Source organism: Lactiplantibacillus sp. 3062 (genome assembly GCF_055413545.1).
The window spans coordinates 121,487-134,433 of record NZ_JBVAYE010000001.1 but is presented as its reverse complement, the minus strand read 5'-3'; the positions used below and the strand labels follow the sequence as shown (position 1 = coordinate 134,433).

The 12,947-nt window shown below is 42.9% G+C and carries 11 protein-coding genes and 1 pseudogene; 9 read left to right on the top strand and 3 right to left on the bottom strand.

The features are described 5' to 3' along the window. Positions 1–7: 7 nt before the first annotated feature. The 9 genes and pseudogenes from ACWQAU_RS00595 to ACWQAU_RS00555 all read left to right on the top strand — a co-directional run bounded on the left by ACWQAU_RS00595 (position 8) and on the right by ACWQAU_RS00555 (position 10,027). Complete coding sequence (locus ACWQAU_RS00595) at positions 8–730, top strand: MIP/aquaporin family protein (RefSeq protein ID WP_003641945.1); 723 nt, start codon at positions 8–10, stop codon at positions 728–730. Positions 731–1,316: 586 nt separating this feature from the next. After that, a complete protein-coding gene (locus ACWQAU_RS00590) occupies positions 1,317–5,000 on the top strand; it encodes a MucBP domain-containing protein (protein WP_079111766.1) in 3,684 nt (1,227 codons plus the stop codon). A gap of 1 nt (position 5,001) precedes the next feature. Next, positions 5,002–6,828 carry a pre-toxin TG domain-containing protein gene (locus ACWQAU_RS00585; protein WP_222834961.1) on the top strand — a complete coding sequence of 609 codons (1,827 nt, stop codon included), beginning with the start codon at positions 5,002–5,004 and terminating at the stop codon, positions 6,826–6,828. Between the two features lie 10 nt (positions 6,829–6,838). Then, a complete protein-coding gene (locus tag ACWQAU_RS00580) occupies positions 6,839–7,234 on the top strand; it encodes a barstar family protein (RefSeq protein WP_027821512.1) in 396 nt (131 codons plus the stop codon). Between the two features lie 175 nt (positions 7,235–7,409). Beyond that, a complete protein-coding gene (locus ACWQAU_RS00575; RefSeq protein ID WP_033608070.1) occupies positions 7,410–7,640 on the top strand; it encodes a hypothetical protein in 231 nt (76 codons plus the stop codon). A 54-nt stretch (positions 7,641–7,694) separates the two neighbouring features. Beyond that, a pseudogene (locus ACWQAU_RS00570) lies at positions 7,695–7,898 on the top strand (hypothetical protein). Positions 7,899–8,031: 133 nt separating this feature from the next. Further along, complete coding sequence (locus ACWQAU_RS00565) at positions 8,032–8,277, top strand: polymorphic toxin type 28 domain-containing protein (protein ID WP_027821510.1); 246 nt, start codon at positions 8,032–8,034, stop codon at positions 8,275–8,277. A 574-nt stretch (positions 8,278–8,851) separates the two neighbouring features. Next, the gene (locus ACWQAU_RS00560) at positions 8,852–9,271 is read left to right on the top strand and encodes a hypothetical protein (RefSeq protein ID WP_003643792.1); all 420 of its coding nucleotides are present in this window, start codon (positions 8,852–8,854) and stop codon (positions 9,269–9,271) included. 363 nt (positions 9,272–9,634) lie between these two features. Further along, a complete protein-coding gene (locus ACWQAU_RS00555) occupies positions 9,635–10,027 on the top strand; it encodes a barstar family protein (protein WP_228403034.1) in 393 nt (130 codons plus the stop codon). Positions 10,028–10,362: 335 nt separating this feature from the next. On the opposite strand, the gene ACWQAU_RS00550 is transcribed toward ACWQAU_RS00555, so the two are convergent. From ACWQAU_RS00550 to ACWQAU_RS00540, 3 genes are read right to left on the bottom strand one after another with little or no spacing between them, the layout of a single operon-like run. Next, positions 10,363–10,980: a sugar O-acetyltransferase gene (locus ACWQAU_RS00550; RefSeq protein ID WP_027821508.1), complete on the bottom strand. Its 618-nt coding sequence runs from the start codon at positions 10,978–10,980 to the stop codon at positions 10,363–10,365. 3 nt (positions 10,981–10,983) lie between these two features. Next, positions 10,984–12,138: an MFS transporter gene (locus tag ACWQAU_RS00545; protein WP_003641963.1), complete on the bottom strand. Its 1,155-nt coding sequence runs from the start codon at positions 12,136–12,138 to the stop codon at positions 10,984–10,986. Positions 12,139–12,141: 3 nt separating this feature from the next. Continuing rightward, entirely contained in the window at positions 12,142–12,933 is a 792-nt protein-coding gene (locus tag ACWQAU_RS00540; protein ID WP_003643796.1) for a Cof-type HAD-IIB family hydrolase, read from the bottom strand. Between the last annotated feature and the right edge of the window lie 14 nt (positions 12,934–12,947).

The window sequence follows — 12,947 nt, the reverse complement described above, 5'->3', positions numbered from 1 at the left end:
GGTGGTCATGATGAAAGATCCATTAGCACTACAATTGTTGGGGGAATTTCTCGGGACCTTTATCTTGATTCTGTTAGGTGATGGGGTTGTAGCTGGGGTAACACTCAATAAATCCAAAGCGCAAAATGCGGGCTGGGTCGCGATTACCTTAGGTTGGGGATTTGCAGTCACGATGGGCGTCTATGCGTCCAGCTTTATGAGCCCCGCACATCTTAATCCGGCGGTCTCACTAGGAATGGCAGTGGCCGGTAAGTTCCCATGGGCTTACGTGATTCCATATAGTGCGGCTCAGATTGCTGGTGGGGTGATTGGTGGCCTCGTGGTTTGGTTGCACTACTACCCACACTGGCAAGCAACTAAGGATGCTGGCGCGATTCTCGGCATTTTTGCAACCGGTCCTGGTATCCGGCGATATTTCTGGAACTTTATCAGTGAAGTGATTGGAACGTTCGTCCTAGTCTTTGGCTTGTTAGCCTTCACGAAAGGCCAATTTACGGCGGGATTGAACCCGATTGTTGTCGGAATTCTGATTATCGCTATCGGGCTGTCTCTGGGTGGAACGACCGGGTATGCAATTAACCCGGCCCGGGATTTAGGGCCCCGCATTGCGCACGCGGTATTGCCCATCGCCAATAAAGGAACTTCTGATTGGGCCTACAGTTGGGTGCCAATCGCTGGGCCATTGGTTGGTGGTGCGTTAGGCGCACTGTTGTTTAATGTATTGCCATAATTTTATGACTGATTTGATATAAACCGTGAGGACTGTTGGAATTGACAACAGTCCTCACGGTTTTATTTGTGAGTAATGGTTGAAATTCATGCTTTCATTAACTGAGTAAAAGACATCTGCTAATTAAAATTTTATGGTTTGGCAACATATAAAATGCCTTTCAGTTGGGTAGTCTTCGATTAGCAGAAAAAAGGCTTAATATTTGATAGACTAGGTGCTATTTTGCATTAATTATGATTAAAACGTACCAATTTAGTTGAATTACTGATTATCAGTAAATGCGGACCTTATTCTAAACCGGAAGAAAGCCATAGCTAAATAAGCAAGTTTATACAAAATTGTACTTTTCCAACTGATCTAAGCTGATTGCTCTTGTGCTTAGTATGGAAAGCTTTAACCATGGTTTAGGGTAGAAAAATCAGCATGATACGTAAAGAATTTATACAATTGAAAATGTCAATGTATATTGATATTAATATAAAAATATTTATTGTTTTTTAACAAAATACATGTTAACCTGCTATGAGTAGTTAGTTAGTTGGGTCGCTTTACTATATAAGTGATAGTTAGATAAAAGGGGTTAAACATGTATACGGAAAACACGGGGAAACATCATCGTAATGGCCTGCCAGTTTGGTTGTTGCCATTACTGGTCGTCATCTCTTTCTGGGGTGTGTCACAAAATATCATGGTGGTTGATGCTTCATCATCGGTCACGGTCTTACCAGGCAACGGGGGCACGCTCCCACTGGTCAATCAGCTAGTCATCAAGCAAAATGACACGGCCTTACAAGGAATCACGAATAATGCTGGAGATCGTGGCAGTCTAACACCTAAGGACGGTGCGCAACGTGTGCTCATACATAAGGTGAAAGACAGTGATACGATTACTTCAACCTATGGGACAGTGGGAACTTTCCATGGTCAGGAAGTCACTGCTAAAGTAACAATCTCACATATTAAAGTTCACGACGACAGCCACAAGGCACCGTCGGGAATGAAACAGACTGACGGGGCGTTTCAAATTGGTCCGGGCTTTTCTTCGGACACGACCATGTCAAATGTGGCCCAATTCAATGTGAGCTATGAATTTTATTACGCTGATACGCATGCCGCGGTCAATATTCAAAACGCGTTCATTACGCTATCTAGTCTGGATGGTCCGGTAGCGGGGACGTCAACCGGCTTTGAATATGCGGCTTACTTAGGGGCTGGTAAGATTTATACTGTTGAAAACTCGATTGTTAAGCAAATTGCGAATCCCCTCGGTGGAGGACAACTCGTCATGGCTGGGCAAACAGCGCGTGATGCGAGCTGGCCATATACCTCGTCAACGGCTGCAACTTTTGGGGTCAGTGGGACGAAGCTGGAATTTATCTACGGGACGACCCGTGTTAATAGTGGTAATTCATGGTTACAACCAGTCTACAACGTTAGTACGATCACGCTTGGGACGCCCGCCATTGCGACGCCCACTTTGAGTGCCACACAAAGTGCCACTGACAAGCAAAATCGGACGTTAACGTATGACTTACAACAAAAAGTCAATGTTTTGGATCAGGATTTAATGACCAAGTATAAAGATTGGTCAGAAAATATTACGATTCCGGTTAACGCTAAGTACGCTAAAGGCGAAGTCGTTAATGATGCTGGCCAAGCATTACCTAGTACTGCCTACCAAGTTAGCTATGATGAAAAAACACATCAAGTGAAATGGCATCTGACGGACGCAGGCATTAAATCGCTACCGTTTAAAGGTGAGACCTATCACTTTAAGGCTCAAGTCCAGTTCAGTGATGATGTTGATGACCAGACCAAAGTAACGGCAACTGGTCAAACGGCAATAGATAAGCAGACTAAGACGTCGAATACGGTCACCAATACCATTGACAATCAAGCGACCATCACGGTACATCATTACATGACCGATTCTACTGATAAAGTTGCTCCTGATGAAACAGTCAAAGTTGGTTACGGGAAAGCTTATGATGTTACTAAGCAGGTCAAAACGATAACTGGATATAAGCGTAATGCCACATTGGATGAACATACCCGTGGCACTGCTAGCAAGACTACCAAAGAAGCCGTGATGTATTATGATCCGTTGCCATACAACATTCATGTCAATTACTTGTTAACGGATGGGCAGAAGCTGGACGAATTGGATGTCACTGGTCTATATGGTGATACTTACACGACCGAGGCAACTGATTTCGAAGATTTGTACACAGTTGATACTGATCGCTTACCGACGAATGCCCAGGGAACGGTAACGGAAAAGCCAACAACGGTCAATTATTATTACCAACCAACGACTGGGCAGTGGGTTGACGTTGGTAATCAAAGTAGTGTTTTAGTACGACAAGATACGAAGCATAATGTCCGTTCTGTCTCGCAGATTTATGCCAACGATAGTGGCTTTACGGTCAAATATAATCAGGATGCTGCTCAAGTTGCGATTGCGGCTAGTGATACAAACGGTACCCAAGATAACAGCTTAGTCTTTGATTATAATTCGAAGTATACGTTTGAATTATCTAAGAATGAGACTGTCACTTTTAAGGTTGATGATCAAGGCCAAGTGACTGCGACTAGAGTGTTAGGCGCAGAGCAAACGGTCACGACTTTTGATAAAAGTGGTCAGCTCAAGACAGTGACCACGGTGACTAACGCGAATGGCACTAAGAGCCAGCAGACCAACACGGTTGACGGGTTGAAATCAATGGTGACTGGCGAACAATACGACTTAGGATTATTGAATGGGTTGAAAGTTACCGCACAAAAAGAAATTAATCCGAGTCAAGCAGCAACGACTGAGTCCAAGACAACGACTGATACTAGTCAGTCTGGTAGTAATCAGTCGACAAGTACGACAGCGACTGACCAAACTGGGACTAATGAATCAACTGCTGGTAGTTCGACCAACGCAACGAACGCGTCCAGTAGTGTCGATGCAAGTTCAGCGAATAGTCAAGGCGACACTGAGGCTACAAGCCAGTCGGGTACTAGTGCAAGTGCTGATTCAAAGACGGATAGTAGTGCGGCATCAAGCACTAGTCAAACTACTGACGGTGAAACAACTAATACCGGTGATACGACCACTGGAACAACTACTGACAGTGGGCTGGGTTTCAAGTCACCATTTACTGAGGATCAAAACACAAGTAGTGCACTGGGCAGCGCCCAAACTTCGAGCAGTCTCAATAGTGATACGAGTGCAGCAGTACAAGCATTGATTGCAGAACCCAATTCGACGCCAGTTGTCTTGGGTGAGGATGCTTCTTTTGAGGAAGGCGTGCCAGTCAATGATCCGGTATTCAGTAATGATGAAGGTGTTTCGCCGAACAATAATCCAAGCAGCGCGGCGACGCCCCTTGCGCAAGCCACGAATACCCGGGCGCGTCTGACTCAAAATGGCAAACTATTATATGAAGGAACGCTGAAGGCTGATCAAGGGGAACAAAATCTCTATGTGTCGCCAGATACAACTGTAGAAGTTGATGGTGGGGCCGATGGTGACGGTTTTTACCTAGATACTTATGATGGTGATAAAGGAATGGCCTATACATTGGGTTCAGGTTATGCGTGGGCAGCCGAAAACAATGATGTGACTGCGGCACCAGCAAGTAGTGCGACGACCAGCTCTGAGAGTGCTGCTAGTGAGCCGAGCGCTAATAGTAGTGATAGTAGCCGTACAGCATCAAGTGCAGTCGACCATTCGACTAGTTCGGCAAGTACCAGTGATGCGAGCCAATCAAGTCATTCAACTAGCTCGGGTGAAAGTAGTCATCCAGAAAGTTCATCAGGCTCAAGTACGACCAGTGATTCGGCTGACGTGGATAAACAGGCCGCAGCTCGTTCCAGCCAAACTCAGTCGAATAGTGTTAATGGTAGCAGTCAAGCAGTAAGCTCTAGCACGGTCACTAGTCAATCGTCAGTACCAACTAAAGCTAATACGAAGCAGGCTTCATCCACGCCAACGACCAAGGCTAACCGAGCAACTGTCGCAACCGCTACCAGTTCTACAGCGCCACGGCAGTCGCGGGCTACGACGGCAAGTGCGTCAGTTCCAAGTGTAACCTCAGCAAGTGCTGCAGCGGCAAGTCGTGATAAGCAACGATCGGCGTTCAAGAAGCAACATCCAATCTTGAACCAAATTTTGCCTAAAACGAACTCCGCGGTCGCGACCTGGTTGGTCTGGCTAGGAGTGGGTTTATTGCTACTCACTGTAGCGATTACGATGGTTATTAAGAAACGAGGGCGTGACTAATATGATAAAATTACGCCAGGTTCTTAAAAAAATCCTCATTGACCTAATGGTGTTTGTTCTAGTTTTCACGGCTTTTTCCAGCTCGGTCGACACAGTCTCCGCACATCGCCGTGGTGTGACCCACACTCGGAAGCATAAGGTGCGACATAGCGCTAGTGGTCACGCCAAGAAGTCTCATCGTGCACATCGCAAAGCTAAGCGCAGAGTCGTCCACCGTAAAGCACCGCATCGGCGGAAAGTTGCGGTAAGGCATAAGAAAAAAACGCCAAAGCGTCATAAAAAGTCGCATAAGAAGAAGGCCGCTAAGAAACATAAGAAGGCCCATAAAAAGAAAGCGGTCAAGAAGCACAAAAAGTCACACAAGAAGAAAGCGGCCAAGAAACATAAGAAGTCGCACAAGAAGAAAGCGGCCAAGAAGCATGGCAAGTCGCACAAGAAGAAGTCTTCTAAGAAGCATGGCAAGTCGCACAAGAAAAAATCTTCTAAGAAACATGGCAAGTCCAATAAGAAGAAGTCTTCCAAGAAGCACGGCAAGTCCAATAAGAAAAAGTCTTCCAAGAAACACGGCAAGTCGCACAAGAAGAAGTCTTCCAAGAAGCACGGCAAGTCCAATAAGAAAAAGTCTTCCAAGAAACACGGCAAGTCGCACAAGAAGAAGTCTTCTAAGAAGCATGGTAAGTCCAATAAGAAAAAGTCTTCCAAGAAACATGGCAAGTCCAGTAAGAAGAAGTCTTCCAAGAAACATGGTAAATCCAGTAAGAAGAAATCATCTAAGAAGCACGGCAAGTCTAACAAGAAAAAATCTTCGAAAAAGCATGCATCCAAAGGTAGTGCTGTAATTGCCACGCTTAGTCGTAAGACCGGTATCAGTAAAGGCATCATTTCGCTTTTGACGGATCTAGTTGGGTATAATGATATTTATACCATGATTACGGGAAAAGATGCCGCTACCGGTAAGAAGCGCTCGCGGTTGGTAGGATCGGCTTGGACAGCCTTGAACTTTGTGCCTGTCTCGAAAGTCGCTAAGTTAGCAAAGGCCGCGAAGGTTCTGGCAACTGCTAAGAAGGCCGAGAAAGTTGCGAAGAATGGTGGTCGGATCAAACGGGCCGCTCGAGCAACTAAACTGGCGATGAAGCGGGCGGCTGAGAAATTAGCTAAACGAAAACCCGCCAAAAAGACTGCGAAAAAGGCAGCTGAAGAGGCTCGTAAAGCCCAAAAGGCCAAGCACGCAAAAGATGTCCGAGCAACAGGTCAAGCAAAGCATGAGGCAACCCATCGTGCTGGCACACAGTTATCCAAAGCAAAGGCTAAGCTTGAGCGAGAGAAGGCGGCCAAGCGTGCAAAGCCTCAAAAGACTTCTCAAGTTACGAAGCATAAGGTGACCAAGAAGCAGCAGAAGCGATATAACAGGAAAAAAGCTGCGGGCAAGGCTAGGAAATCTTCGTATGCACGAAAAAAGCCGGGTAAACGTAAAAGTGGTAAGTCCAAGTCCAAGACTAAATCGAAGTCTAAGTATAATATTTCTAAAGGAAGCCCTAGTCAACTTCCTGACCATGTAAAAAAAGTATATGATAAGTATGAAGCAACTGGTTGGAAAGGGAATTTTAAAGGACAAACTGAGGGTACAAAGGCGAAAGGAAAATTCAAAAATGAGGATAAGAAGCTTCCTAGTATTGATGCCAAAGGTGATTCGTTAGAATATTGGGAATTTGATATTAATAATAGGATGCCAAATAAATCCCGAGATGCGGAACGTTTTTTGATAGATAGCAAAGGGCATGTATATTACACGAGTAATCACTATGCTTCTTTTGTGAAAGTTAAATGAGGTAATAACAATGAAAAAAAATACGATTTCCTATGTCGATAAAAATAAACTTTTATCTTTGAAAAAAGATTTGAAGGCTTTGGACTATTTTGTCGTTGAAGTTCCTGGTGATAAAATTCACACCGCTCGACAATATTTGAATTTTATGGGAAAAGAGTTTAAAATGCCGGATTATGCGGGCTTTGACGCTTATTCAGATTGGATGACTGATTTGAGTTGGATTCCTAACCATAGGATTGGTGTAATCATAGATGATTACGAATCTTTTTTGAATAAGGATCTCAGGGCAAAAGAAATAGTAATTGAAAGTTTTACGGATGTTGTTTTACCCTTTTGGGAAAAGGATGTTGTCAGGATTATGGTTGGTGGTAAGCCAAGAATTTTTGAAGTTTATATTGTAAAATAATACTTTATTTGAGCTTCAGCTTAGATAAAAATCTTAATTTCGAATAGTTAGGTTGAACAAACGTCTGAAGATTGAAATATGAGTCTATCATCGGTGTGAAGTCATCTTAAGGAAAAACATCAATATTAGTAGGGGCGTATCATTGTTAATTATTGTAACTATTGGTGTATTAGTAATGGTTATTACGCTGGGCTTAGGAGTCTGGAGCTATTTACTGGGAAAAAGGAATCAATCTAATTTTGTTGGCACTGTTATTCCAGTAGCTTACTTTGCCGTTCGAGCAATCTTAGCTGTGATGAAACAAACTGCGACACATGGGCTAGTATCGTCATTAGTCGGTAGCTTGTTATTCAGTTTGATTTACTATGGCTTATTTGTTTGGGGGAAGCACCGGGCCGATAAGTAATATGAATTAGTCAGATTAAAATAACCGATATTCGACAAGGGCTAATTGCCGAGTATCGGTTATTTTATAGAAAAGTTGAGTTATGAGGGAGGCAACAACACATGTTGGTATTTTATCGTCCGGTTAGTCTTTGTGCGGGTACTTGGTGACGGCATTTGAGAACTGATAACTAGTTTAGTTGGTAATTTGGTGATTACCGTTATCTATGTCCTGTTGTTTGTTTGGAGACGACAACGATTCAATAAGCAAACAAAATAAGTCGGTTGAAGATCCAGAATGTTGATGAAATTACGCGTTCTGGACTTTTTAGACGATTACTGGTATGAAAATAAGGGCATCATTTCTAACGGATCTAGTTGGGTATTAATGATGTTTATATGAGGTCAAGAAAATGAGTGGAGATAAAACTCCAAAAAGTATTGAAGAAGAGTTGACGCCTGCTCAAAAGAAAAGTGTAAATAATAATGTTGCTGATCATTTAACGGATGGAGATTTTAGTGGAACTAGAAGAGACTCAGAAGAAAATCCTGTTCCAAAAACAGACGCACCCGGGGAATACTGGAACTACTTAGATGAAATGCTAAATACGTACAAATCTATAAAGAACTCAAAAAAAAGAATTTATGAAAATATATAATAAATTCAAGGAAAAAGCATCTGATCTATAGTTTGTTATAACAGAGTTATTATCTAAAATGTCAAATTAACTGATTCCGATTCTCGTTAGTGCCATATTCTCTTGGTGAGTAAGAGATGTGCAAAATAGACCGTTGCGCAGGTCACTTGGGATAAGTCCGCAAGTTTGGACAGGTTGAAGGAAAAAATTAAATGTGGATGATGATTGTGGTATTGAAAAATGTTGGAACAAAGTGACTGAACTTTTGTCTCTTAATGAGGATATTACAATAAAGTATTTAGAAGATTGTGATGCGGACGGACTTATATTGGATCAGTGAAGTTTTTGAGGATATTTCTGCCAATTTGAAAAGTCAAAAGTTTATTGATTGTTTAAGGAAATTGGATAAAAAGTTTCCAGAATTAGAAATGGCACATGACATTGATATTGCTGAAAGTTATTTTTAAAGGGGTATGTAAACAGCATAGGCGGACTATAACATTAATGGAAAAGTATATCGAGTCGCATATGGGGACAACGGTTTCGTCGTATCGTTTCATCCAATGTGAGAATAAGTAATACGAGAGGAGAAAATATGAGTAATTTAGAAATATCAAAAAATTGGGAAGATAATAATTTATTAGAACTAAGTATTAATGCGAAATCAAAATTTGTAACAATCCATCAACTGTGCTATGTACAAGATACAGATTTAAAAGAAATTGGCGAGAAAATTATTGCATATTCTTTCGACGCTAAAGAAGAAATTTATGTGGAATTTGGTGAAAAAGAAGGAAATTTTACACCAGCATTTTCTTTAAGCTTTTTACCGGCCGATAATTCTGGGCGTGTAAAAATAGAGATTGATATGGAGATTGACGATAATCCTGATAGAAAGCATAGATGTAAATTTTATATTTATAGTGAGTTAGGATTGATTGAGCAATTTGGTAGAAGCCTTATTCTGCTATCTGAAAATAAAAATGAAGATATCGCATTGAATGTTAGAAATTAAAGGCGATTTTTATAATCAAATTAGCCACTAATTTTTCTACTCCGGGTTCTCAAAACAAGTGTAACACGTACGTTAAATAGTGGATCAGTTAATAAAATAACCATCTATGATACCTGATAAGTAAGTGTCTACCATGCGTATTGGTTCAAAACATCTTGAATGGATTGGATTTCAGTAATAATTAAGAATCGCATAAATTATCTTTTGGAAATAAAATCGCGAATTTACCGGTTTGGATTTACGCCTAATCCGTGTTTCCAAGGTGAGTATGGGTAGGGGAAATAGGCCTCGATGGTTTTTGGGGGGTTAGTCTTTTATGTATTACACTTTAATTTTAGATTCGGAAAGTTAAGTGAGGTAATAATGGAAAATAAAATTTCATTTGTCGATAAAGTTGAGCTTGTGTCGTTGAAAGAACGATTGAATGATTTAAATTATTTTGTTGTTATAGTACCAGGCAAAAAAGTTCGCACGTTTCGTCAATATCTGAATTTTATGGGTAAAAAATTTAAAATGCCAGATTATGCAGGCTTTGCTGCCTATTCAGATTGGATGACAGACTTGAGCTGGATACCCAATCAAAAAATTGCAGTAATAATAAATAAATATGATTTTTTCATGAATAAAAATCCTAAATTAAAAAGGTTAATAATGGACAGCTTTGAGGATGATATTTTACCCTTTTGGGAAAAGGATGTCGTTCAATTTATGGTTGGTGGTAAGCCAAGGATTTTTGAAGTTTATATTGTAAAATAATACTTTATTTGAGCTACAGCTCAGATAGTGATCTTAATTACGGGTAGTCAGGTTGAGCAGACGTTCGTATCATAAAACAATCAGTAATGATGGGTTACTCGAATATAATATAAATAGTTAGGTGGTGTAATGGCTGTTCTAAACTTAAGGCTATGTTGTTGAGGATAGCAGTTATCAAATGAATACCCAACTGTGGCGTTGCCAACGATCAACGTTGCTAAGGTGTTGGCAAAAAATGAACGAGAATTAATTATTTTGACGCATATTAAAAATCAGTCCGTCGTATTCTGCCGTGATAAAGGCAGCGAATGCGATGGACTGATTTTTTGAAACCACTAATTTAACAAGCTAGGATCAATCTGGCGGTCTTTAAAGTAGTACAGACGGTCGTGATCATTAATGTGTCGCAAGATATGGGCGGGATTCCCCACGGCGACGACGTTATCAGGTAAGTCTTTGGTCACGATGCTACCAGCGCCAACGACGACATTGTCGCCAATCGTAATACCGGGTAGTACGATGGCACCTGCGCCGAACCAACAGTTACGGCCGATATGAACTGGCATATTGTACTGATAAGCTTGTTCGCGCAATGATGGCAAAATCGGATGGCCCGCGGTTGCAATTGTCACGTTGGGGCCGAACATCGTATAGTCGCCAACGTAAATATGGGTATCATCTACCAGTGTTAGGTTAAAATTGGCGTAAACTCCCTTGCCAAAGTGGACATGGTGCCCACCAAAGTTACTGTGAAACGGTGGTTCGATGTAACACTTCGGGCCGATTTCTGCGAACATCTTGCTAAGTAGAATTTGGCGCTTGGTTAGTTCGCTGGGCCGAGTTTGGTTGAAATCATAGAGCTGATCGAGATAGCTAAATTGGCGTTTTTCAAGTTCAGGGTCGTTAGGTAAGTAGAGTTCGCCAGTATGAAGACGATCGTTATTATTGGTCATTAATTAAACTTCCTTTCGTGGATGATGGCTGCCGGTAATCAAGGCTAAGCCACCTAAAATGAGCATAATCCAAATGAGAACGTTGGCGGTGAGCGTCTGTGGCCCAAGTTGGCCGAGACTGTTCCAGACCAGTGGCGCAAAGAAAGCGCTGATAATGGTGGCAATCGTCAGGTAGCTACTCAGGACGTTGACTTGAATGGTATCCAGGCCAGTATTGCTAGTGAAGACCAAATATGGCCCGGTGTACGAGTAAATAAAGTTGAAAAACACGGCAGCGCCAATAGCCACAGTTGCATTGGATGCCAACCATAATACTAAGACTGAAATAGCTGCTCCGGCATAGCCTAAGGTTAAGGTGAACCGGTGTAAATAGCGGTATAGATAGCCAAAGGTGAGACCAGCCAGCAAGCCACCGATGTTCATGGCTGCTAAGGTTAAGTTGATAGTGGCAGCGTTACCAAAATGACGGGCGCTAAAGTAACTCGGCAGCTTTAATTGAACGCCCCAGATGAGTAGATAGGTGATAAAGGTAAGTCCTAGTAACGTCCACTGGTGCCGTGGTAGTTGTGTCTTTTCAGTGCGTGCGTGATTAGTCGTTGTTGATGGAACAGTGGGTTCCGGTACGAACCACGCCACGCCCCCAGCAACAATCACCAGTAGCCCGTATAGCCAAAAGACGGCGTGCCAACTGAGACTGATCAGCAGGCCTGCTAATCCTAGCAATATCGCGTTACCTAGGGCTGAGAGGCCCGTCTGGTAACCTAACAGTCGAGCCCGTAAATCACCGGTAAAGCTGTGGGTCAACAAACTGATGGCATGCGGTGAAAAGAGGCCGACGCCTAATCCTAATCCGAGCCGACTGACCATGATTACGGTAAAGTTAGTCGTGATAGCGGGAATCAGTCCCATGATGGCGCTGATCAAGAGTCCACTAATCACGATTGGCCGTAATCCCCACCGGCTTGTTAATCGGGGGTTGAGTAACAAAGTAATCAATGCGCTACAGTTGGCGATGGTGACGAGCCATTCAATCAGCGTAGTCGGGACGGTGGGAAAGGTCCGTTTGAGCTGGGGAATGATTCCTGTAATAACGGTAGTGATGCCTGTTACAGTGGAGAGGCTAAGAATACTGATGGTGGTGGTCAACCGTGGCTGCATGGCTTACGCCTCCAACCAGTTTTTGATCCACTGTAAGACGCCTTGTTCTTGGTTTGTACCTGTCGTGGCGTTGGCTACGGCTGTCACGGCTGGTTGAGCATTCGCCATGGCAACGCCGCAGCCGACTTCCCGGAGCATTTCTAGGTCATTGCCCCCATCGCCAAATGCAGCCATGTCAGCGAGGTCGATTCCGAGAACCTGTCCGAGTTGCGCTAAGCCAGCCGCCTTATTCATGCCGGGTTGGATAATGTCGATGTCGCCGTGACCACTGCTGGTTGGTTCGGCGACACCCGTCAGTAACTCGCGTAGTTGCGTCACAATCGCTGTGGTGCGTTCTGGTGGACATGTGATGGCGAACTTCATAATGTCATCATCAAGCTGGTCGTAACTTTCAACGACGGCTAAGTGATGATAATAATGTCGCATTTGTGCCACGTGCTCAGGATTAGTGGTCGTTAGGGTGTAGGCACTTTTGGCACCGCAAACCAGTAGCTTTAAATCCGGGATGGTTTGAATCTTATTCAGAATCGTCTGGATTGTGTCTGGCTGAAAGGCGTTAAGTGCGTAAACGTGGTCGGCATCGCGGATATAAGCCCCATTTTCAGCAAGGTAGATCATCTCAGGATAGTCCTTGAAGAAGGACTTGAGTTGGAAATATTGATTGCCGCTTGCAATCACGAACCGCACGCCCCGTAGTTGTAATTGTTGATAAAGCAGTGCAAATTGAGCTTCGTCGTAAGTCATGTCGTCACGCAAAAAGCTGCCATCCATATCAGTTGCCATTAATTTAATCATGGTTAAAATCTCCC

Excerpts from the sequence above, each read along its gene's own strand:
- ACWQAU_RS00595 (WP_003641945.1), top strand. The coding sequence starts at position 8 with ATGATGAAAGATCCATTAGCACTACAATTGTTGGGGGAATTTCTCGGG.
- ACWQAU_RS00590 (WP_079111766.1), top strand. The coding sequence starts at position 1,317 with ATGTATACGGAAAACACGGGGAAACATCATCGTAATGGCCTGCCAGTT.
- ACWQAU_RS00585 (WP_222834961.1), top strand. The coding sequence starts at position 5,002 with ATGATAAAATTACGCCAGGTTCTTAAAAAAATCCTCATTGACCTAATG.
- ACWQAU_RS00580 (WP_027821512.1), top strand. The coding sequence starts at position 6,839 with ATGAAAAAAAATACGATTTCCTATGTCGATAAAAATAAACTTTTATCT.
- ACWQAU_RS00575 (WP_033608070.1), top strand. The coding sequence starts at position 7,410 with ATGGTTATTACGCTGGGCTTAGGAGTCTGGAGCTATTTACTGGGAAAA.
- ACWQAU_RS00565 (WP_027821510.1), top strand. The coding sequence starts at position 8,032 with ATGAGTGGAGATAAAACTCCAAAAAGTATTGAAGAAGAGTTGACGCCT.
- ACWQAU_RS00560 (WP_003643792.1), top strand. The coding sequence starts at position 8,852 with ATGAGTAATTTAGAAATATCAAAAAATTGGGAAGATAATAATTTATTA.
- ACWQAU_RS00555 (WP_228403034.1), top strand. The coding sequence starts at position 9,635 with ATGGAAAATAAAATTTCATTTGTCGATAAAGTTGAGCTTGTGTCGTTG.
- ACWQAU_RS00550 (WP_027821508.1), bottom strand. The coding sequence starts at position 10,980 with ATGACCAATAATAACGATCGTCTTCATACTGGCGAACTCTACTTACCT.
- ACWQAU_RS00545 (WP_003641963.1), bottom strand. The coding sequence starts at position 12,138 with ATGCAGCCACGGTTGACCACCACCATCAGTATTCTTAGCCTCTCCACT.
- ACWQAU_RS00540 (WP_003643796.1), bottom strand. The coding sequence starts at position 12,933 with ATGATTAAATTAATGGCAACTGATATGGATGGCAGCTTTTTGCGTGAC.